Raw genomic sequence first — 21,651 nt, 5'->3', positions numbered from 1 at the left:
AAATCTTCCACCGCAACGTCCGCGCATCCGGGGTGATCCCACAGATCTCGGTGATCATGGGCCCCGCCGCCGGCGGGCACGTCTACTCACCCGCCCTGACCGACTTCGTGGTCATGGTCGATGGCACCAGTCAGATGTTCGTCACCGGCCCCGACGTCATCAAGACCGTCACCGGGGAGAACGTGACGATGGAAGAGCTCGGTGGCGCGCACACCCACATGGAGAAGTCCGGGGTCGCGCATTACGTCGCCTCCGGGGAGCAGGACGCCCTCGACTACGTCCGCGACCTCCTGTCCTACCTCCCGTCGAACAATCGGGCCGATGCCCCGCGGACGGCCGCGTCGGATCCGATCGTCGGATCCATCGAGGACAGTCTGACGGCGGAGGATCTCGAGCTCGACACGTTGATTCCGGATTCGCCGAACACTCCGTACGACATGCACGAGGTGATCCGCCGGATCCTCGACGACGACGAATTCCTCGAAGTCCAGGAGGGTCGGGCCCGCAACATCATCGTCGGGTTCGGGCGGATCGACGGCCGGTCGGTGGGGATCGTGGCCAATCAGCCCACCCAGTTCGCCGGCACGTTGGATATCGATGCCTCGGAGAAAGCAGCCCGGTTCGTCCGCACCTGTGATTGTTTCAACGTTCCGATCATCACGTTGGTCGATGTGCCGGGGTTCCTGCCCGGGACGGGGCAGGAATACAACGGCATCATCCGGCGTGGGGCGAAGTTGTTGTATGCCTACGGGGAGGCGACGGTCGGGAAGATCACCGTCATCACCCGTAAGGCCTATGGCGGGGCGTACGACGTGATGGGCTCCAAGCACATGGGTGCCGATGTGAATTTGGCGTGGCCGACGGCGCAGATCGCGGTGATGGGGGCCTCGGGTGCGGTCGGGTTCGTCTACCGCAAGCAGTTGCTCGAGGCGGCGAAGAACGGTGAGGACGTCGATGCGTTGCGGCTGACGTTGCAGCAGCAGTACGAGGACACGTTGGTCAACCCGTACGTCGCTGCCGAACGTGGATATCTCGATGCGGTCATCCCGCCCAGTCACACCCGCGGACAGATCGTGACCGCGCTACGGCTGCTCGAACGCAAACAAGTGACCCTGCCCCCGAAGAAACACGGAAACATCCCACTATGAGCGGCGAAGCGAATCATGACGCAGTGAGCGAAGCGAATCATGACGCAGTGAGCGATGAAGCGAAGCATGACGACGTGAACGACGGTCAGGCCGATGCCACCTCGGGCATGTCCGCGGCAATCAGGGTCGTCAAGGGCAATCCGGACGACGAGGACGTGGCGGCTCTGGTGGCGGTGTTGACTGCGGCGCAGAACGATTCGGCATCGAGCGCGGATTCTCGGCCCCGGGAATTGTGGGGTGCACCGTCGTCGATGCACCGCGGCTTCGCGGCGCAGTCGGCGTATTCGTACGCCGCGTCGGGCCGATACTCGCGGTGACGGTGCCGCCCGTGACGACCCGGGCCGATTCGGTACGACTCGTTCTGGCGTCGGCGTCACCTGCTCGCCTCGGAGTTCTTCGTAATGCCGGCGTGGAGCCGATCGTCCGGGTGTCGGGAGTCGACGAGGACGCGGTGACGGCCGAACTGGGGCCGTCCGCGTCCGCCGCCACCGTGGTCACCGAACTCGCGCGGGCCAAGGCCGCCGCAGTCGCCGAGACGTTCTCGGATTCTTCGGCGGATCTGGTGATCGTCGGGTGTGATTCGATGCTGTCGATTGCCGGTGAGCTGCACGGTAAACCGCACACCGTCGAGGTGGCCCGTGAGCGTTGGCGGACCATGGCCGGGTCGACCGGGGCGCTGTTGACCGGTCATGCCGTTCTGCGAGTCACCGCCGGAGTCGTGGTGGCGCAGGCTGCAGCGCACAGCTCGACGACGATTCGTTTCGCAACCCCGTCTGCAGTCGATCTCGACGCGTATCTGGCGTCCGGCGAACCGCTGCAGGTAGCGGGAGCATTCACGCTCGACGGTCTCGGCGGCTGGTTCGTCGACAGCATCGAGGGTGATCCCTCGTCGGTGATCGGCATCGGCTTGCCGCTGGTTCGTACTCTTCTCGAGCGGGTGGGTACGTCGCTTGCCGCCCTCTGGGACGGCTCGCCGGACGACCCGATCGGGATCTGACCGGCGAGACCTACCTCAGGGCAACAGATCGATCAGCTCGCGAGCCCAGTCCTCGGCCATTGCCTTGGGCTTGATGTTAGACGAGCTGTCGTGCCGAGCGTGGGTGCCGACCTGCTTCGCACCGAGCTCGGTGAGCTTTTCGGCGATGATCTCGCCGCCGCGGTTGAAGGTGTCCTCGTATACCTTGTCTCCCAGACCGAAGACTGCGAACTGCAGTCCTGCGAGGTCGGGGGCATCCTCGACGAGTGCCTCGTAGAACGGCTCCGCGCCGGTGGGGAGCTCTCCGTCACCGTAGGTGGAGCAGATGACGACGTGGAAGTCGTCCGTGTCGATGTCGGAGACCTCGTACTCGAGCATGTCTCGCACCTCGGCATCGTGATCACCGAGCACGTCCGCGATCTTGTCGGCGACCTCCTCGGCCGTACCGGTCTCGGACCCGAACAACACGACCACTGCCATGGATCGCTCCCCTTTCTCACATGCGCTCGAACACTCGAACAGTCGCAAAAGCATAGCCGTACCGGGGATCCCGCCGAAAATCCGCGTACGCCCGATGTTGTGATTTGTCTCGAGGTCACCAGAATTCGGCAGTCAGGCCCCAGTTCGTGTACTCGGCCTCGACCAGCCCACGCAGGTGCTCCTTGCTGGGGAACGCGTCCGGGTCGAGACCGGTGACGCACAGCGTCGCGCGGTCACCCGAGTCGTTCCACCAGGCACTGACCCCGCCGGCGGTGCGACGGAGCAACGCCACATCGGTGTTCTGGGTGATCGACCGCATCGCCACTGCCGCGGCGTTGACGCCTCCGATGGTGCGCAGTCGCGTGCCCCGATCGCCGAGGTTCGAGCACAGGCACAGCGGTGCAGAGCCCGATGCCGCCAGCTTGGCGACGACGACGTCGGGCAACACCTGCATCAGTGGTTTGAGCAGCTCGAACACCGATGTCATCGTACTGTCGGCCTGGTCGGTGAACGCCTGCTTGCTCGATGCGCGGATGGCCGTCAGATCGTCGCGGTAGCCCTGTCCCCCGTCGACGTGAATGGACACCCCGGACGTCGCGTTGGCGCGACTGTCTCCGGGTGTTCGGGTGCTGACAGGAAGGGCCACCCGTACCCGGTCCTGCGGACCGACGCGTCCACTCGCGGTGAGAATGCCGAGCACGACCGCGACAAGGAGACTGTTCGAGCTCCCGCCCCTGCTCGCTGCGGCCGCGGCCCAGTCCCCCGATGCGCAGTCGACGACCACCGTGCTCGGTACCCACTTGCCTTCTCGCGCCGCGGTGACGGCCCGAGCACGGCTCGGCGTCGGGCCGGGTGCCGTGGAGCCCGCTGCTACCTCGTCGGACGAGGTTCGCGAACGTACCGCGTCCACTGCCGTACGTCCGAGCGCTCGCGCCACCCCGGACAATGCCGCACCGATCTGTCCGACGCCGTCCGCGATGTCGGCACGTACCGACGACCGCGGGGGAACGTGGTCGAGCCCGCCGCGAACGAAGTCGTCCGGAGTCGCCCGACCGGCGAGAGCTGCCGCCGCCGCAGAGGTCAGGGCACCGCCGTCACCGACCACGTGCGATCCGACGAGAGAGACCACCATGCCGCCGCCGTCGACCGAGGTCGCCGACAAACGCCACGCAGGTCCGTCGATGGGGTCCAGCGTCACCGCTGCCTCGTTCTCGATCCACAGATCGATGCCGTCCCGGGCGATCGCGTGTCCGATGACGACCGGGTCGGCGTGCGTGCGCGCCGTGATCCAGCCGTCCCGCGCACCGGGCACCGCCGAGCGTCGTACGGAGCGATCCAACGGGCCGGTAGCAAGCAACTGCCACATGGATTCGAGTGCGTCGAGCGGGACGTCCGAGTCGAACCGCCACACGATCTGATTGACCACCGGCACTCCGAGTACGCACTCCATGCGCAGGAACAGGTCGTCGTCGTACGTCAATCTCTCCACCACGAGAGACTATCCCTGCCCGCCCACGTAGGTGGAACGGCCGCAAATGTGTTTCCCGCCATATGTTTTCGTATCGGCTCGGTTCGGCCGGTGCTGATAGGTTGGGGCTCTTCCCCACGCCGACACGTCTGCGAGTGCGCCTGTGAAGTTCGTGATGCCGTTCAACGGAAGCCGAGGCGACGTGACCCCCGGTATCGCTCTCGGGCTCGAACTCGCAGATCGCGGGCACGACGTGCTGTTCGGTGCCCCACCCAATCTCACCGATGTCGTGTCGGCTGCCACGGCATCCTCCGAACGTATCGAGGTTCAACCGTTCGGGCCCGACACGCAGCAGCTGTTGGAGTCCGATCTGGTCAGAGTGCGTATCAAGTCTCGAAACCCGCGGACCCGCTTTGCTGCGCTGTCCGAGCTGGCTCATCACGGCTGGGACGACATGACGTCCGAGCTGAACCGAATGGCGGCGGGGTGCGACGGAATCGTCACCGGCTCGCTCGGTCAGGAGATGGCTCTGAACGTGGCCGAAGCGCACGGCACAGCGTTCGTGTCCCTGCACTACTGCCCCCTCAGGCGCAACGATGCAGTGTCGATCACACCGGGCGTGAACCTACCTGCCGTCGTCAATCGGTCGATGTGGGTGGCCCTCGAGGCACTGCGCTGGAAGTCGATGAAGAAGCGCGACAACGCGCAGAGGGCATCACTGGGTTTGCCTCCCACCACGGAGTCGACGCCCGTGAGGTCGGCGCGCTACGGCGGTATCGAGATTCAGGCCTACGAATCGGCGCTGTTCCCCGGGCTTGCCCGACAGTGGGGCCCGCTACGCCCGTTCGTCGGCTTCATCGGCCTGGTCGACGGAGTCACCGAGACGGATCCCGCGTTGCGCCGATGGCTCGACGCAGGAACTGCGCCAGTGTATTTCGGCTTCGGCAGCATGCCGGTGCCCGAACCGGCTGCACTGATGCGCATGATCGACAACGTCACCGATCGATTGGGCGTGCGCGCCCTGGTCTGCGCGGGCTGGAGCGATCTGCTGGAGTCCGATTCAGCCGTCCATCGATCGAACCCGAACGTCTTCGTCGTGAAATCGGTCGATCACGCGACGGTCTTTCCGCGCTGTCTGGCCGCGGTTCATCACGGCGGCGCAGGGACGACTGCAGCCTCGGCACGAGCCGGGCTGCCGACCCTGGTGTGCTGGTTCAGCGCCGACCAACCGTTCTGGGGATCGGCGCTGCGGCGCGTAGGAGCCGGGTCGAGCACGAAGTTCTCGACGTTGACCGAATCCGTTCTCCAGCAGGGCATTTCCGATCTCATGACCGAAGACGCCCGGCTGGCCGCGCGAGCGCTTGCCGATACGATGACGCCTGCTCGAACGGCGACGGCCGCTGCCGCCGACATCACCGAAGCAGCAGCGCGCGACCGCTGACCCGCTCACCAGAAGCGTGCTGAGAGTCCCCATCTCCGAAGCGCCTCGGTCAGGTGTTCACGCAGTATGTGCTCGTCCGGGCATCGGTCGGGGTCCATGGCGTGGACGGTCACGGTCACACTGGTGCCGGTCTCGCTCGACCATGCGGTCAGACCGCCGTCGAGCGAACGAGCGAAGTCGGCGTCGGCTCCGGCGAACGTCGCTCGACCGGACACCGCCCGGGCAGCGATCCCCGCCACCGTCGTGAAGTCGTCGGGAAGAGAACCGAGGTTCGACGCCAGCCCTTCGGCACCGTCGCGGGGCTGCGGCACTCGTGCGACCACCGCGTCGGGCAGCATTTGAACCAGTGCCTGGGACAGGCCGCCCGGAGCGGCACCGGCGGCCTGAGCAGCGGCGAAAGCCGTGAAGGCCGATTTACTGGCGGCGCGGATCGGGCGGAGGTCCAGATCGGTCGGGTCGGCGATCGGCACGTCGATCTTGACGATCTTGGTGGCGTTGGACCGTGTGTCGGATGCGTCGCCGCGATCACTGACGGGCAGGGACCACTGCACCGTGTCTCCCACCGAAGCACGGCCGGCGAGTCCGGACGCAGCAGTCAGGACCGCCACGAACAGCGAATTGGATGTTCCTCCCCAGCGTTCCGCGGTCGATCGCCATGCATCGGCGTCCACCTCGGCAACCACGTGCGGGGATGTCCAGTCCGCCGCAGCCGCTCGCTCGGGTGCTGCCCGGTGTGGTTTCGGCCTCGACTGGGTGGCACCGGCAGGCTCGGAGCGTCCGGACAGAGGCAGAGCCTGCACCGCCGCGTTCACCAGCCATCCACCCGCGGACCGAATTTGCTCGACGGCGTCACCGAAGTCGGAAGCGAGGGCCTCGAGGCCGCCCGGGGCGGAGGAGACACGGGACGCGACGGAGTCGGAGTTCGCCGCACGGAATGCAGCGATCAAGGCGCCGCCGTCGGCGACCATGTGCGAGGCGACCAACGACAGCACCATGCCGCCGTCGCTCAGTCTCGTCGCCGCGAGTTGCCAACCCAATCCGGTCTCGGGGTCGATATCGGGATCGATCCGGCCGTCCGCCCATTGCCGCACCATCGAGGGGTCTGTGAATTCTGGATGAAAATCCAGTGAATGAGAGGCGGCCGACGGCACCCACCGATCTCGGGCCGTCGGAATTGCCGATGCCACCACCCTGCGTGTAAGCAGACCGTCGGACAGGTTGTCACGCAGTCTTTCCAGGTCTTCTCGCTGCACGACGTCATCGAACCACCACAGGAACTGGTTGTAGACGGGAAATCCGATGCCGTGGTGCATTCGCAAGAAAAGGTGATCGGCAAATCCAATTCGAGTCACGCGCCGAACCTACTACATCGAAAGAAACGGGAAGGTGGTGCTGTTTCTCGTCGGTCGATTCATTCAATGTTTGCAATAAGTGCCATTCCACCGAGCGGACGCGCGAATGTGACTCCGGTCTCGGGGTGCCGGTCCGGCCCGAGGTTTGGGTTCCGAGCCCGTCACCCGGATCGGCTCTCTCGAATCATCGGGCCCTGACGTGCGGTTACGCTGGAATCACAATGCCGACGTGTGCGAGAATCAGTTTTCCGACCGATGTTCCACCCGTCGGTCAACCCCCTCGACAGTGACAAGAATTACTTTTACGCGTCGCGAAATAGTTTCGCTTTCGCCCTATTGTGAGTGCCGTACTCACGTCGACCGGACTGCGACTTCACGGTCCGTCGAATAGTTGTTCTTTCAATGTCGAAAGCATTGCGAGTGCACCCGATAAAAGCGAGCCGGACCGACGACTTCCGCCGTTACATCCACCACTCGACCGTAATCGAATGCCGATAGACACCACTACTGCCGAATACCGCTGGCCGAGCCCGGAACGGAAGAGGACACCATGGAATACACCGAACTCGCCGACTATCCACTTCCCGCCGGACGCTTGACCGAGTGGGTTCCCCGCGTCGGCGACGATCAGTGGGCTCTCGATCCCCGCGGGCTGTCGTTCACGCACGAGGACCATTGCGAGCGCAGCGCCCCGGGCTCCTGGATCGGCACGGTATTCGAGATCCATCGTCGCTACGACGTCGAGGCCGTACGCCGCACCATCGCCGCGTACATGGGTCGGCACGAGGCGTTCCGAACCAAGGTTCGTCGTGACGAGCAGTCCGGTTCGTGGCAGCGCTTCACCGCACCGGTCGACGCCGTGCAGGTGACAGATCGCCCACACGCGGATTCGCGATCGGAAACTCAGGTGTTCGGCCATCTGCAGTCGTGGTTCGGCGACACCGTGTCTCCGACGGCATGGCCGCATTTCGTTCTCGCCACCATCGAACCCGACGACGCGTCCCGCACTCTCGCCGGTGGACCCGAGGAATCGTTCCTGCTCGCCTTCGCGGCCGATCATTCGGTCATGGACGCATACAGCCAGATCTATGCGATCAACGAGATCGACCGGCTGTACGCGCATGCCCTCGACGGCATCGACCCGGAATTGCCCGAGGTGGGTAGTTACGTCGACTTCAGTCAGTCCGAACGGGCACTCGGCGACACCCTGACGGCGGATCACGGTGCCGTGCGAACGTGGCAGGACTTCCTCGCTGTCGAGGACGGCCGCTTCCCTGCTTTCCCGCTTCCGTTGGCGGGCGACCGGCCCCGCGCCGACACCGGCCCTGCGCCCCAGAGCAGCATCTCGTCGTGGCTTCTGACCTCCGAACAGTCGGACGGCTTCAATGCGGCGTGCCGCGCTGCCGGATACAACATGCAGGCCGGAATTCTTGCGGCGCTCGCATTGACGAATGCTCGCCTGTCCGGCAGTCGATCTCTGCGCACGGTGATGCCGATGCACACCCGCGACGAGCAGAAGTGGGCCGCGTCGGTGGGGTGGTACGTCGGAATTCTTCCGATGGAGATCCAGCTCGACAACGCCTGCACCTTCGTCGAGGCACTCGAGGCCGCGGCCACCGCGGGCGCTGCGAACAAGGGCCTGGCCCGTATGCCGTACTCGAAGATCGCCAAGATCCTCGACTCCACCGAAATTCCCCGGTTCGTGGTCTCGTACATCGACCTGCGGTTCCTGCCCGACGCCGCCCAGTGGCAGGGGCGCAAGGGGCGGGCGCTCAGGAGCAACTGCCACGCCGACGACGAGGTCTACTTCTGGGTCAATCGCACGCTCGAAGGGCTCAACATCTCGGCCCGCTTCCCCAGTTCGGATGTCGCGTCGACCAACGTCCATCGGTTCATCACCGAGTTCGTCGCGGTTCTGACGGCGGTCATCGACTCCGACGGCGGTAGCGATACGGTGCTCGCGGCGGCCCCGCCGTCGGTCGTCGTCGCCGCAGAATGAGCGTGGACGCAGAATAGGCGTGCACGCAGGAGAAGTGGATGCGCAGTGGACGGAGACGGCGGCGTAGGCAGCCGGTACGTTCCGTCCACTGCGCCCCGACCGGAAGAGTGAAGCGAACATGATCATCACCGCAATGGGCCGCTGGAACCCCGCGCCCGGCCGACTGCTCGAGTGGCATCCCACCGCGGCGGCACAGGCGAGCGCCGCTGCGGCACCGATCGATTCGACTCCACCGTCGTTTCTTCAGGAAGACCACCTGAAGGCAGCGTGGGCAGCGCGCGCACGTGGTGACGTGCACACGGCGTACACCGGGGTGGCCACCGAGATCGACGGCGACATCGACACCGAGGCGATGAGCCGTGCGCTGACTGCGTACGTGCTGCGGCACGAGGGTCTGCGGTGCTGGTTCGAGGTGGACGGCACCGACGTGGTTCGACACCTCGGCGGCCAGGAAGTTGCTCGTTTCGATACCGTCGACGCAGGTGAGACATCCGACGACGAGCAGTTCCAACACTATGTGCGGCAGCGCTTCTCGACCGAGGCCACCGCCGACATCTGGCCGGGGTTCGTCGTCGGAGTGGTATCGAGGCCAGGCAGCTTCACGTTGTACTACGGTGCCGATCACGCGTTCACCGATGGTGGTTCACAGGCTCTGGTCATCAGCGAACTGGCCGATCTGTACGCGATCGAGATCGGGGCGGATGTTCCGCAACCGGCTTCGGCGGGAAGTCACCTCGAGTACGCCGCCGACGAGCGCGCTCGCGCCGCGACGTTCGGTGCAGACTCCCCCGAGATCGCCGCGTGGCGTGACATCTTCACCAGGCACGAGGGCCGTATGCCTCGGTTCCCCCTCGATCTGGGGCTTGCCCCCGGCGAACGCGCCCCGGTCCGCATCGTCGAACGCCACCTGTTGGACCGAGAACTGACGGCAGCGTTCGATGCCGCGTGCAAGGCCGCCGGCGCACGGATGAGCAGTGGAATCTTCGCTGCCGTCGGCATCACCGACTTCGAGATCGCGGGGAACGCGGAGTACTTCGGAATCACGGTGCTGAGCACTCGCCACCACGGTGACTACGGACAATCCCAGGGTTGGTTCGTCAACTTCGCGCCGGTCGCGTTCGACATCGCCGGTCACGAGCGCTTCTCCGACGTCGCCGGCCCGGCGCACGAGGGTTTCGAGCGGGCCAAGCAGATCGCCGAAGCACCGGTCCATGCGGTACTCGGCGCTCTCGCCGCAGACGGCACGCTCGGAAGCGAACTCGCTGTGAGCCCGAACATGCTCTCGTACATCGACTTTCGCTGGTTCCCCGGCGTCGGGCGAGATGCGGACACTCGTGCCAAGCATTTCACCGGCGAGGGCGCGACCTCCAACGCGTCGATGTGGATCAACCGCGACGGTGAGCATCTGTATCTGGTGGCGCAGACCCCCGACACGGCCGTCGCTGCCGAATCGGTCGAGCGGTACCACGCACACCTGGCATCGGTACTGGAAAAGATAGCGCGCACAGGCGATTACGTCCTGACGCCCGGTTCGGTTCAGGAGCGGGTCGGTGCGGGTCACCTCGATCACTGAGTACCATCCCGCGGCCGGTGTCGTCGTCGAATTCACCGCCGACGTCACCGGGGATGCACAACGGTCCCCGATTCCACCGTCGTTCAATCAACGGTTTCATCTGGGCGATCTGGGCGAGGCTCGGCGAGTATGGATCGCGGGCACGTTCGATGTGCCCGGCCGCATCGATGCCGACGCTCTCGCGTGGGCGTTCACTCGACTGATCGACCGACACGACACTCTGCGCAGCTCGTTCGTCCAGGCGACCGACGGCCTGGACAGGATGCTCCATCGCCCCGGTTCGGTCGAGATCGCGGCGTCGAACCGGACCGAATTCGATTGCCCGACCGAGCTACGTGAGCATCTCCGCCGAATACTCGAGTTACGTTGCGACGCACGACGGTTCCCGTCGTACACGTGTGTCGCGATCGACCGGCCGGACGTGTCGACGGTGGTCTGCGCATTCGACCACTCGAACGTCGACGCGCTGTCGATCGCAGTGACCGTGGACGAGGTTCGCGCCTGGTACGACGCGTACCGGCGCTGCCCGTCGAGTCCGAACATCGAGCTGAGTCCGGTGGGAGGATTCGTCGACTACTGCCGAATCGAAGCAACCGAGCCGGCAGCGGATCGCCATGACGAGCGCATGGTGCGGTGGTCGGAATTCCTTGTACGGTGCGGTGGTACGACGCCGAGTTTTCCGTTCGACCTGGGACTTGCGGACGGTGAGACTGCCACGCAGGCAACCCTTGTCGCGCCGATCCTCGATGCCGACCGCACTGCCGAGTTCGAGCGCCTGTGCACTCGGTCGGGCGGCGGGATGTTCGCCGGGGTCGTGGCTGCGATCGGTCAGGCCTGCGCCGCCATCGGCGGACCGCGGCAGATACCGTTCCTGTTCCCATTGCACACCCGTCACGAGGATCGGTTCCGGCGGGCACTGGGCTGGTTCACCACCAACGCCCCGATGACCGTGGACGTCGGCGACGTGCTCGTCGACACGATCGCCGCGGCCCAACGGGAGTTTCGTGCTGCGCTACCGCTGAGCACGGTGCCCATCCCCCAGGTGTTGGCATCCCTCGGAGACACGTTCACCCTCTCGCGAAACGACGTGTTCATGGTGTCGTACATCGACTACACCAGAATCGAGGGCCACCGCCGACTCGAAGAATCCAACGCACACCACGTCAGCAACGCGACGGTGTCCGACGACGCGCAGTTCTGGGTGTCGCGGACAGCCTCGGGTCTGGCTCTGCGGGCACGTTTTCCCGACACCGTCCTCGCGCACTCGGTCATGACTGCGTTCAGCGGCGCGCTGGTCGCGCTGCTGGCCGAGGCGACCGACCAGGCCGCCACAACGGCCCTGACACGCTGAGACAGTACCGACGCAGCGCTCTGTGCCTGCGGCTCCCGCCACTCGGTGGCGGTACGGCATAGGATTGTCGACGGAGACCGTTCACCCCCGAGCGGGCCGCCAGCCGAATATCTTCCGTAGGAGCCGATACGTGCCTGTACCAACCGATTCCAACGCAATGTTCGCCGACTACGCGCATCCGGATCGTCTCGTATCCACCGAATGGCTGTCCGCTCATCTCGGTACGCCCGGGCTCCGCGTCGTCGAATCCGACGAGGACGTGTTGCTCTACGACGTCGGCCACATTCCCGGCGCGGTCAAGATCGACTGGCACCTCGACCTGAACGACCCGGTCACGCGCGACTACATCGACGGCGAACAGTTCTCGAAACTGATGAGCCGCAAGGGTATTTCGCGTGACGACACAATCGTCGTGTACGGCGACAAGAGCAACTGGTGGGCCGCCTACGCACTGTGGGTGTTCACCCTGTTCGGACACCAGGACGTGCGGCTGCTCGACGGCGGACGTGATGCCTGGTTGTCCGAGAACCGCGACACCACACTCGATGTCCCCGAGTTTCCGGCGACCGACTACCCCGTCGTCGAGCGGAACGATGCACCGATCCGCGCATTCGCCTCGGACGTGCTCGGAGCTCTCGGCTCCGTGCCTCTGATCGACGTACGCTCCCCCGCGGAGTACACCGGCGAACGCACCCACATGCCCGACTACCCGGAGGAAGGTGCGCTGCGCGGCGGCCACATCCCCACTGCCGTCAGCATCCCGTGGGCCAAGGCAGCAGCACCGGACGGGCGATTCCGCTCACGCGCAGAACTGGACGAGATCTACTCCGAGACCTCGGCAACCGACGAGGTCATCGCGTACTGCCGCATCGGCGAGCGGTCGAGCCATACCTGGTTCGTGCTGACGCATCTGCTCGGGTACGAGTCCGTCCGCAACTACGACGGCTCGTGGACCGAGTGGGGCAATGCTGTGCGCGTTCCGATCGCCAGGGGCGAGGAGCCCGGATCGGCACCGGCCGCTCGATGAGTTCCCTTCCAGAATCGTTGGCCGAGATCGTCGAGGATTTCGCCGCAGTCGAGGGCCAGGACAAACTGCAGCTCCTGCTCGAATTCAGCCGGGAACTACCCCCGTTGCCGGATCACCTGGCCCAGGATGCGATGGAGCCGGTCCCCGAATGTCAGTCGCCGTTGTTCCTGTCGGTCGATGCATCCGATCCCGCCCGGATCGAGCTGTACTTCAGCGCGCCGCCGGAGGCTCCGACGACTCGCGGGTTCGCCTCGATCCTGGCGCAGGGGCTCGACGGTCTCAGCGCGCAGGAAATCCTCGACGTTCCGGACGATTTCTACTCGGCTCTCGGATTGAGCGATGCGGTGAGCCCCCTGCGTCTCCGAGGGATGTCGGCGATGCTCGCACGTATCAAGAGGCACCTGCGCTGACCTCGTGGTCGGCAGCGCCCGGCCTTCGTCTTGATCGATACACGCCGCCGTCGGTAGACTTCGGTAGTGGGCATCGTCGCCCGCTGTCCGAACAATCCCCCGAATGCGTCTGACGAAGGCTGGTTGCTGCCGATATGGAGTTCACCGAGTTGGCGGACTACGCGGTTCCCGCGGGCACGCTCACCGAATGGATTCCCAGTGTCGGCCCACACGCCCACACTCCCGAAGCCGCCGGGTGGCAGCCCGACCCTCGCCCGACGTCCTACGTCCACGAGGCGCACCTGCGTACCAGCCTGAGCAGCCCTCGCCGCGGACGCGAGTCGTGGCTCGGCGCGGCGTTCGAGATTGCCGGTCCCCTGGACAAGCACGCTTTCCGGCGGGCGGTGCTGAACTGGATCGACAGACACGAAGCCATGCGGTCGAGCGCATCGATCGACGAGGCCACCGGTGAGATGACCCGGGTGACCGCCGCGCAGGGAGCCGTAGACATCTGGCAGGTCGAGCAGGAACGGTGTGCGCAATCGAGTGAAGTCTTCGAGCATCTTCAGTATCTCTTCGACGAGTTCACCTCGCCCCTGATCTGGCCCGCCTACGCGTTCGTCACTCTCGAACCACTGGACGAGACGCGGCCGATCACCGTCTTCTTCGCAGCAGATCACTCGATCATCGACGGCTTGTCCACTGTCCTGGTCGCCCACGAGATCGCGGCCCTGTACGGCGAGGAGCTGGGCGGGGCACCGGCCGCCCTGTTCGAGGCCGGCAGCTATCTCGACTTCGGGTCCTCCGAACGCGAGCGAAACGCCGAGTTGGAACATTCGCACGAGGCCGTCGCGATCTGGCGCGATCTGCTGATCGACGGGGAAGGCCAGCTGCCCGACTTCCCGCTCGACATCGGTGATCCCAGCCCGGACGACGTACCTCAGGGCGGGCTCTCTGCTTGGGTGCTCGACCCCGATCAAGCCGATTCGTTCTCGGTCGCGTGCCGAAAGACCGGGAACAGTCTGTTCGCCGGATTACTGGGGGTCCTGGCCATCACCGGTGCCGAGCTGGGCGGGGGCACCCAATTTCGGACCGTCACCCCGGTACACACCCGGGACGAGCCGCAATGGGCGTCGGCACTGGGGTGGTTCGTCGGACTGTGTCCCATCTCGTTCGACATCGCCGGCGCGGAGTCGTTCGGCTCGGTCGTGGCCGCAGCATCGGCCGAGGTGAAGAAGACCAAACCGATTGCGCGGGTTCCGCTCGATCGGGTGTTCACCACCCTCGGCTACTCGGCCAGGCCACGTTTCGTCGTCTCGTTCATGGATGTGCGGTTCGCGCCGGCAGCAGAGCACTGGCCCGATTGGAACGCGCGTGCGCTGCGCAGCAAGCAGTACCAACACGACGTGTACATCTGGATCAACCGCACACCTCAGGGAATCAACATCGCGGCTCGCTATCCCAACACCGAGCTCGCAACTGCCCGGGTACACGAATACATAGGCACCTTTCGCGCCCTGCTGACCGAGGTGGCCGACACCGGTACCGCCTCCTTCTCTGCCGCAACGTCCCAGCATCCCGATCCCGGGCACTCCGATACCGGGCGGATCGCTACCAGCCAGTAGTCCCATCCTGTCGCCCTGGACGCGCCGCAGCGGCCTGGACCGATTGCAGCGACGACCGAGTCGGTGCTTAGACTCCGACGTGACGTTCGTGACGATGGATGCGAAAAACACATCTGTAGGAGGCTCAGTGCCCAGCCATGCCAGTGCTCAGATCACCAAGGTTCTTGTTGCCAATCGTGGTGAGATCGCGGTTCGGGTGATCCGGGCGGCCGCTGATGCCGGGCTGGCCAGTGTCGCTGTGTACGCCGAACCCGACGCCGACGCACCGTTCGTCCGCCTGGCCGACGAAGCATTCGCACTCGGCGGACAAACCTCCGCGGAGTCGTACCTGGTCATCGACAAAATCTTGGACGCCGCCGCCAAATCCGGAGCCGACGCCATCCACCCCGGCTACGGATTCCTCTCCGAGAACGCCGACTTCGCCCAAGCCGTGATCGATGCAGGTCTGATCTGGATCGGACCGTCCCCGCAGTCCATCCGCGATCTCGGCGACAAGGTCACCGCCCGCCACATCGCCGCCCGCGCCAAAGCCCCCTCCGTCCCCGGCACCTCCGAACCGGTCAAAGACGCGAACGAAATCCTTGCGTTCGTCGACGAACACGGCCTCCCCATCGCCATCAAAGCCGCCTTCGGTGGCGGCGGACGCGGCATGAAAGTCGCCCGCACCCGCGAGGAAATCCCCGAACTGTTCGACTCCGCCACCCGCGAAGCCGTCGCAGCATTCGGGCGCGGGGAATGCTTCGTCGAACGCTACCTCGACAAACCACGCCACGTCGAAGCCCAGGTCATCGCCGACCAACACGGCAACGTCATCGTCGCCGGCACCCGCGACTGCTCCCTGCAACGCCGCTTCCAGAAACTCGTCGAAGAAGCCCCCGCCCCGTTCCTCACCGACGCCCAACGCAAAGAAATCCACTCCAGCGCCAAAGCCATCTGCCTCGAAGCCGGCTACTACGGCGCCGGGACCGTCGAATACCTCGTCGGCCAAGACGGCCTCGTCAGCTTCCTGGAGGTCAACACCCGCCTGCAGGTCGAGCACCCCGTCACCGAGGAAACCTCCGGCATCGACCTGGTGCTGCAGCAGTTCCGCATCGCCAACGGCGAAGAACTGACCATCACCGAAGACCCCGAACCGCGGGGGCATTCGTTCGAGTTCCGGATCAACGGCGAAGACGCCGGGCGTGGGTTCCTGCCCGCCCCCGGACCGGTCACCACCTTCACCGCCCCCTCCGGACCGGGTGTCCGCGTCGATTCCGGTGTCGAATCCGGCAGCGTGATCGGCGGCCAGTTCGATTCGATGCTCGCCAAACTCATCGTCACCGGAGCCACCCGCGAAGAAGCCCTCGCCCGCTCCCGCCGGGCGTTGGCCGAATTCACCGTCGACGGGTTGGCGACGGTGATCCCGTTCCACGCGGCGGTGGTCTCCGATCCCGCGTTCATCGGCGACGGCGACTCCTTCTCCGTCCACACCCGGTGGATCGAAACCGAATGGGACAACCAGGTTCCCCCGTTCACCGCCGGGCAACCGATCGACGACGACGAGGCCCTGCCCCGGCAGTCCGTCATCGTCGAGGTCGGGGGCCGACGCGTCGAGGTCTCCCTCCCGGGCGAGCTCACCCTCGGCGGTGGCAGCGGCGGAAATGCCGGTGCGGTACGGCGCAAGCCCAAGGCCCGCACCCGTGGCGGTGCCGGAGCCGGCGCAGCCTCCGGTGACTCGGTGACCGCACCGATGCAGGGCACCGTGGTCAAAGTCGCCGTCGACGAAGGCCAGGAAGTCGCCGCCGGGGACCTCGTCGCTGTCCTGGAAGCGATGAAAATGGAAAACCCCGTCACCGCCCACAAAGCAGGCACCATCACCGGCCTGAGCGTCACCGCAGGCGACGCCATCACCCAAGGCACCGTCCTCGCAGAAATCAAGTGACACCGACGTTCGATGCCGAACGGATCGACCCCCGGGCGACTTTCGGCATCGAACGGCGGCGCGGATAGCGCTACCCTGTAGCAATGTCCGAGCTTCCGGAAATACGTATCGGTACCGCTGATCGGGAGAAGGCCCTCGATGTCCTGGGGCAGCACTTCAGCGAGGGCCGCCTGACGGTTCCCGAATTCGACGAGCGCAGTGCCACAATCGCTTCCGCGACGACGCGTGGACAGCTCGAATCGGTATTCGTCGACCTCCCCACCGCGTCCGGCACTGCGTCGGTCGCACGATCCGACGCCGACGCACCGGCCGTGAAGGACCGCGGAATCGATTGGGCTGCAGTGGTGATGCCGATCGTCATCTTCGGATCACTTGCTCTGTTCTTTCTCACCGATTTCGACCAGAAGTGGCTTTTCTTCCTTCTCATTCCGCTGGCCGGAGCCATCCTGTCTGCGGTAGGATATCCGGCCGACAAGAAGAAAAAGAAGAAGAAGCGTTGAAAGCGCTGTTGTTCGACGTCTTCGGCACCGTCGTCGATTGGCGCACGAGCATCGCCCGCGAGGTCACCGACATCTGCGGGCCGGGAGTCGACAGCTATCGGTTTGCCGATCGGTGGCGGAGCCTCTATCAACCGGCCATGGAACAGGTGCGGTCCGGTGAACGGCCCTTCACTCGGTTGGACGTACTGCACCTCGAGTCCCTGCGAACGGTGCTCTCCGAATTCGAGATCGACCTCGATACGGACGCCACGGCCGACCTCAATCTCGCGTGGCATCGACTGGAGCCGTGGCCCGATTCCGTTCCCGGGCTCACGCGGCTGCGCACCGAGTTCGTCGTAGCACCGCTCTCGAACGGCAACATCTCTCTGCTGCTGGACATGGCCAAGAATGCCGGCCTTCCCTGGGACGCCATCCTCGGCGCAGAACCGGTGCAGGCGTACAAGCCCATGCCCGATACCTACCTGCGTACCGCGGACATCCTCGGGCTGCGTCCCGACGAGTGCATGATGGTTGCCGCCCACAACAGCGACCTCGCCGCCGCAGCCGAGTGTGGCTTCGCCACCGCATTCGTCGCCCGCCCGCTGGAACACGGCCCGACGCAGACGTCCGACCTTGCTCCCGAAGCCGAGTGGACCTACAGCGCAGACTCGATCGAGTCCCTTGCCGACCGACTCAACTGCTGACAGACGCAGTTCAGATCCTCGCCGCCGGAACCAGTCGATCGGCCAGCCACCTGTTCACTTCAGCGTGCGATCGGAATCGCACGATCGTCAGGTCCGGTCGGCGCATGTTCAGTCGCTGAACGCGCGCGGCCGTCATCCGATGCGTGTTCCAGGCCCACCGGATGACGTGCTCGCGATCGAAAAATATGCGATGCAGCGGTGGCTCGAAGTTGCCGTTCCACAGCACTGTTCGACCGACCCGACGACGGAGCGTGCGGAAGACGATCTGCCGCATCACCGTTCGACGAGGCAGATCGAGCCACAGGCAGAGGTCGGCCCGATCGGCGAGTCGATCCCGCACCACGCTGTACTGCCACTCGGTGACCCAGGATGGGCGGGTGATGAACTCGTCCACGTCCTGCTCGAACGTGGCACGGGGCGTCCAATTCTCACCGTGAAACAGTGCGTCGATCTCGATGTGTTCGATTCCCAGAACCGATCCGAGACGAGCCGACAACGTGGTCTTACCGGAACCTGATGTTCCTGCCACCACGATTCGCGAGGGGCGACGCGATAACGCGTCGTTCGGTCCGAGAATCACGACTTTTTTCGCCCGCTACGGTTGGGCACAGAGCGCTACGATCGCGTCCGCCATGTTCTTCACGAAGTGTCGACGCGCCGTTTCGGGCAGCCGGTCGAGTGAGAGGTACGGGTTCAGGTCTTCGAGCTCGACCAACAGCAGCGTTCCGTCGACGGTGCGGCATGCGTCCACTCGCGTGATTCCGTGGTCGATGTCGTTCCAGTCGACGAAACGTTGCGCGAACTCTTTGTCCTGAGCAGTACTCGAGTACGGCTCCAACTCCCAACGTCGGCCGGGGTCCGGAGCGTACAGGGCGTATTGCACTGTGCGGCCGATGAAGTAGAACGACACTTCGTAGACAAAATCGATCCGCGGCTGAATCAATGTGCCCGGCTCGACTTCCGACAGTTCGGCGCGTCCTATCTGTCGCATGCCGATCGAGTCGGCACCCCATTTCGGTTTCACCACATAGGTATTCACCTCGGGTAAGCGGGAGACGCCCCGCGGATCGTCGACGGTAGGTATGACCGGAAAACCATCTGCGAAAAGATCGACCAGGTACTGCTTGCCTCTTTGGTCGCCTTTGCCGGTCAGCTGGGTGAAAACCTTCGTGCCGTTCTCGCGCGCATGGCGAGCAAACGCGTCGAACGCTTCCTGGTATCCCAGCACAGGCCCGGAGTTCCGGATAACGACAGCATCGAATCCGTCCATCAGTGCCAGCGCATCGAGCGGGTGACACAGCGCGATATCGACCCACTCGCGAAGCTGCGAAGACAAGAAGATGTCTTCGTCGCAGTAGCGTCGGCCCCTCGACACATAGGCCAAGTCGGTCACGAACAGGACGCGTGGACGGGGTGCACACATCGGGCAGATCCTACCGGTCTCGAGACGTCACGATGTTCGCTTGCGGGCCAACAGAAATGCCTGCGATGTCGACTCGTATCCCATCGGAGCTCGATGCACGCGGATGTCCAGTTCGAAGTCGGCGTCGACCACCATCTGTGCAATAGCGTCGGGGTCCAGTCGATAGGCGTCGTACGAGACCGAGTGTCCGTACACCTGTTCCAGTCGCACCCGCTCGTCCCCGGATTGAAATGCCAACAGCAGCAGTCCATCCGGACGCAGCACCCGATGCAGTTCGGCGAACACCTGCGGCAGCTGGGCCGGCGGGGTGTGGATGATCGAATACCAGCCGACGATTCCCGAGACGGTGCAGTCGCCCATGTCGAGCGACTGCATCGCGCCGACGACGAAACGCACGTCCGGAAATTCACGACGCGCAACGTCGATCATGCTGGGCGACAGATCGATTCCGGTCATGGCCAGACCCAGGCGTCGTAGATGGCCCGCGATGCGCCCCGATCCGCATCCCACGTCGACTACGACCCCAGCGTCGACACGCTCGGCGAATGTGGCCAGCAGCGCCTGTTCCAGATGCTTGCCGTCCAGCTCGTCGCGAACCAGGTCCGCGTAGCTTTCTGCGACGGTGTCGTATGCCGCCCTCGTCATCGAAACGTGCTGCTGTTCGGCCACAACCGTCACGGTACAGACTCGCCCGGTTCGGCCAGGTACGAGCGCGTCAGCATCTCGAAGAAGTGGCCGGTGGGGTCGCGAAAGTACACCCCTCGACCGCCATGATCGGTGTTGATTACCCCGGGCCGAGTCATCCGTGGATCGGCCCAGTGTTCGACGCCCATACCGACGAGCCGTGTGTAGGCGGCGTCGAAGAGGTCGTCGGTGACTCTGAATGCGTAGTGCTGGAATTGAATATCATCCACCGGTGGTTCGGCGAACTGAATCAACGTCCCGTCGGTGAGTTGTACGTTGACGAACGGGCCCCACGAGGGTGCCTCCGGCAGGTCGAACAGTTCGCGAAAGAACGCCGCCGACGCAGCACTGTTCTTCGCAGCAATGATGGTGTGATCGAACGAAACGGACATGCGCTGCCTCCTGGGCAGTACGACGCCTCCATGCCTGACGCAGTCCGTCATCGACACGCGACGCTGCCGTCGATGCTCGCACGGCCCCCGAATCCGAGTCAACCGGTGAATTCACGGCCGCGATTCGGTCTCCTTCTACGACAGCATTGTCGAGGAGAGGATCTCAGCATGGTCGGCCGACTTCTGTTCGTTCACGGTGCCGGCGGCTTCGTCGACGACACCGAGCTGGCGCAGGGGTTGGCTGAGGCGCTGCGCCTGGACCTCGTCATGCCGGAACTGTCCGACAGCGATATGGGTTACGAGGCCTGGGCTGTGCCGGTTCGGAAGCTGCTCGACGACGCAGGACCTGCGGACCGCGTTGTCGCGCATTCTTTCGGAGCCACGATCGTGGTTCGGGTCCTGGCCGAAGCGATGCGCGCCCATCCGGAGCGAGCCACGCTGCTGGCCATGCCGGACTGGAGTCCGCAGGGCTGGGACGTGGCGCAGTACGCGCTCACCGGCGAACCGCGGACCGACCTGACGTTGCTGCACTGCCGAGACGACGAGGTCGTCCCTGTGTCGCATCTGGCAATGAACTCGAAGGCTCTGCCGTCGGCGACAGTGATCGAATTGCTGACCGGTGGTCACCAGTTCGACGGCGTGACCGAGACGATCGTTGCCGACATTCGGTAGCTACCGGTAGTCGTGGTCGATTCCCGTTGCCCACTGCGAACATTCGACGGCGATCACGTCGTCCCTCCCCCGCAAGAACTCCCGCGCCCCCGAGTCTCCCGACGCCGATGCCGCGGCCTCCTCGAGGTGTCGACGCGCCAGAACTACCGGGTGACCCGGACGGCCATCGAACACGGCGCGGGCGAGACCGGTCTCGTGCGCGGCGTCGAGGACTGCCCGCACCACGTCGGACCCGACATCCGGGGTGTCGACCACGTGCAGCACTGCGTACGCCGCATCCGATGCTGCTTCGAGCCCGGCGGTGAAGGATGCGCTCATTCCCTGCTCCCAATGGGGAGCGTGTACTGCGGTCGCGCCATCGGGCACGGTGACGTCGGCCGCGCCCAGCACAACGATCACCTGGTCACAACCACCATCGGTCAGTGCCTGCACGGCCGTGCGAAGCCACAACCCGTCGTGAGCGAGCACTTTGGGCGATCCGTATCGCGTTCCGGCACCTGCGGCCAGGACCACTCCCACGACAGCGTCGGACATCGTCGCTCCTTCA

Annotated in this window: 22 protein-coding genes; 14 read left to right on the top strand and 8 right to left on the bottom strand. The window is 65.0% G+C overall.

The window, feature by feature from the left end:
• From RFA01S_RS16945 to RFA01S_RS16935, 3 genes are all read left to right on the top strand, one after another.
• Positions 1 to 1,148: acyl-CoA carboxylase subunit beta (locus tag RFA01S_RS16945; RefSeq protein WP_072692125.1), on the top strand; the 1,148-nt coding region annotated here is incomplete at its 5' end.
• Positions 1,149 to 1,195: 47 nt separating this feature from the next.
• Positions 1,196 to 1,465, top strand: coding sequence for an acyl-CoA carboxylase epsilon subunit (locus RFA01S_RS16940; protein ID WP_238325163.1), 270 nt, complete (start codon positions 1,196 to 1,198; stop codon positions 1,463 to 1,465).
• Between the two features lie 11 nt (positions 1,466 to 1,476).
• Complete coding sequence (locus RFA01S_RS16935) at positions 1,477 to 2,145, top strand: Maf family protein (protein WP_032408190.1); 669 nt, start codon at positions 1,477 to 1,479, stop codon at positions 2,143 to 2,145.
• Between the two features lie 15 nt (positions 2,146 to 2,160).
• Here the strand turns inward: RFA01S_RS16935 and RFA01S_RS16930 are convergent, their stop codons facing one another.
• Together RFA01S_RS16930 and RFA01S_RS16925 are read right to left on the bottom strand one after the other, a co-directional pair.
• Complete coding sequence (locus RFA01S_RS16930) at positions 2,161 to 2,604, bottom strand: flavodoxin domain-containing protein (protein ID WP_027496480.1); 444 nt, start codon at positions 2,602 to 2,604, stop codon at positions 2,161 to 2,163.
• Between the two features lie 115 nt (positions 2,605 to 2,719).
• A complete protein-coding gene (locus RFA01S_RS16925) occupies positions 2,720 to 4,093 on the bottom strand; it encodes a hypothetical protein (protein WP_032408189.1) in 1,374 nt (457 codons plus the stop codon).
• A 142-nt stretch (positions 4,094 to 4,235) separates the two neighbouring features.
• Here RFA01S_RS16925 and RFA01S_RS16920 point away from each other — a divergent pair, with 142 nt between their 5' ends.
• On the top strand, positions 4,236 to 5,513 hold the full coding sequence (locus RFA01S_RS16920) for a glycosyltransferase (RefSeq protein WP_032408100.1): 1,278 nt from the start codon (positions 4,236 to 4,238) through the stop codon (positions 5,511 to 5,513).
• Positions 5,514 to 5,518: 5 nt separating this feature from the next.
• On the opposite strand, the gene RFA01S_RS16915 is transcribed toward RFA01S_RS16920, so the two are convergent.
• The gene (locus RFA01S_RS16915) at positions 5,519 to 6,865 is read right to left on the bottom strand and encodes a hypothetical protein (RefSeq protein WP_139278460.1); all 1,347 of its coding nucleotides are present in this window, start codon (positions 6,863 to 6,865) and stop codon (positions 5,519 to 5,521) included.
• A 550-nt stretch (positions 6,866 to 7,415) separates the two neighbouring features.
• On the opposite strand from RFA01S_RS16915, the gene RFA01S_RS16910 reads away from it, so the two are divergent.
• From RFA01S_RS16910 to RFA01S_RS16870, 9 genes are all read left to right on the top strand, one after another.
• Positions 7,416 to 8,864: a condensation domain-containing protein gene (locus RFA01S_RS16910; protein WP_032408098.1), complete on the top strand. Its 1,449-nt coding sequence runs from the start codon at positions 7,416 to 7,418 to the stop codon at positions 8,862 to 8,864.
• A 118-nt stretch (positions 8,865 to 8,982) separates the two neighbouring features.
• Positions 8,983 to 10,437 carry a condensation domain-containing protein gene (locus RFA01S_RS16905; protein WP_032408097.1) on the top strand — a complete coding sequence of 485 codons (1,455 nt, stop codon included), beginning with the start codon at positions 8,983 to 8,985 and terminating at the stop codon, positions 10,435 to 10,437.
• Complete coding sequence (locus RFA01S_RS16900; protein WP_032408096.1) at positions 10,415 to 11,788, top strand: condensation domain-containing protein; 1,374 nt, start codon at positions 10,415 to 10,417, stop codon at positions 11,786 to 11,788. Before RFA01S_RS16905 ends, RFA01S_RS16900 begins: the two co-directional genes overlap by 23 nt.
• 157 nt (positions 11,789 to 11,945) lie before the next feature.
• Entirely contained in the window at positions 11,946 to 12,815 is an 870-nt protein-coding gene (locus RFA01S_RS16895; RefSeq protein WP_205913258.1) for a sulfurtransferase, read from the top strand.
• A complete protein-coding gene (locus tag RFA01S_RS16890) occupies positions 12,812 to 13,225 on the top strand; it encodes a SufE family protein (protein ID WP_027496472.1) in 414 nt (137 codons plus the stop codon). The genes RFA01S_RS16895 and RFA01S_RS16890 overlap by 4 nt, the downstream gene beginning before the upstream one ends.
• A 134-nt stretch (positions 13,226 to 13,359) precedes the next feature.
• Entirely contained in the window at positions 13,360 to 14,829 is a 1,470-nt protein-coding gene (locus RFA01S_RS16885) for a condensation domain-containing protein (RefSeq protein ID WP_032408095.1), read from the top strand.
• 127 nt (positions 14,830 to 14,956) lie between these two features.
• Positions 14,957 to 16,750 carry an acetyl/propionyl/methylcrotonyl-CoA carboxylase subunit alpha gene (locus tag RFA01S_RS16880; protein WP_072692120.1) on the top strand — a complete coding sequence of 598 codons (1,794 nt, stop codon included), beginning with the start codon at positions 14,957 to 14,959 and terminating at the stop codon, positions 16,748 to 16,750.
• Positions 16,751 to 16,833: 83 nt separating this feature from the next.
• Entirely contained in the window at positions 16,834 to 17,250 is a 417-nt protein-coding gene (locus RFA01S_RS16875) for a DUF1707 SHOCT-like domain-containing protein (protein WP_032408094.1), read from the top strand.
• A complete protein-coding gene (locus RFA01S_RS16870; protein ID WP_032408093.1) occupies positions 17,247 to 17,933 on the top strand; it encodes a haloacid dehalogenase type II in 687 nt (228 codons plus the stop codon). The genes RFA01S_RS16875 and RFA01S_RS16870 overlap by 4 nt, the downstream gene beginning before the upstream one ends.
• Positions 17,934 to 17,943: 10 nt before the next feature.
• On the opposite strand, the gene RFA01S_RS16865 is transcribed toward RFA01S_RS16870, so the two are convergent.
• From RFA01S_RS16865 to RFA01S_RS16850, 4 genes are all read right to left on the bottom strand, one after another.
• Positions 17,944 to 18,462, bottom strand: a complete 519-nt coding sequence (locus tag RFA01S_RS16865) for a P-loop NTPase family protein (RefSeq protein ID WP_371829105.1) — start codon at positions 18,460 to 18,462, stop codon at positions 17,944 to 17,946.
• 66 nt (positions 18,463 to 18,528) lie between these two features.
• Complete coding sequence (locus tag RFA01S_RS16860) at positions 18,529 to 19,356, bottom strand: ATP-grasp domain-containing protein (protein ID WP_032408091.1); 828 nt, start codon at positions 19,354 to 19,356, stop codon at positions 18,529 to 18,531.
• A gap of 27 nt (positions 19,357 to 19,383) precedes the next feature.
• Positions 19,384 to 20,025 (bottom strand): class I SAM-dependent methyltransferase, encoded by a 642-nt coding sequence (locus RFA01S_RS16855; protein ID WP_238325162.1) that lies wholly within the window; start codon positions 20,023 to 20,025, stop codon positions 19,384 to 19,386.
• Between the two features lie 5 nt (positions 20,026 to 20,030).
• Positions 20,031 to 20,432, bottom strand: a complete 402-nt coding sequence (locus RFA01S_RS16850) for a VOC family protein (protein ID WP_032366651.1) — start codon at positions 20,430 to 20,432, stop codon at positions 20,031 to 20,033.
• A 168-nt stretch (positions 20,433 to 20,600) separates the two neighbouring features.
• On the opposite strand from RFA01S_RS16850, the gene RFA01S_RS16845 reads away from it, so the two are divergent.
• On the top strand, positions 20,601 to 21,104 hold the full coding sequence (locus RFA01S_RS16845; protein WP_032408089.1) for an alpha/beta fold hydrolase: 504 nt from the start codon (positions 20,601 to 20,603) through the stop codon (positions 21,102 to 21,104).
• Here RFA01S_RS16845 and RFA01S_RS16840 read toward each other — a convergent pair whose 3' ends face one another.
• Positions 21,105 to 21,638: a nucleotidyltransferase family protein gene (locus tag RFA01S_RS16840; RefSeq protein WP_032366653.1), complete on the bottom strand. Its 534-nt coding sequence runs from the start codon at positions 21,636 to 21,638 to the stop codon at positions 21,105 to 21,107.
• Positions 21,639 to 21,651: the final 13 nt, after the last annotated feature.

The organism is Rhodococcoides fascians NBRC 12155 = LMG 3623 (assembly GCF_001894785.1).
Taxonomy (GTDB): Bacteria; Actinomycetota; Actinomycetes; order Mycobacteriales; family Mycobacteriaceae; genus Rhodococcoides; species Rhodococcoides fascians.
Note: the sequence above shows the minus strand (reverse complement) of the source record. Positions and strands in the feature narration are given on the sequence as shown.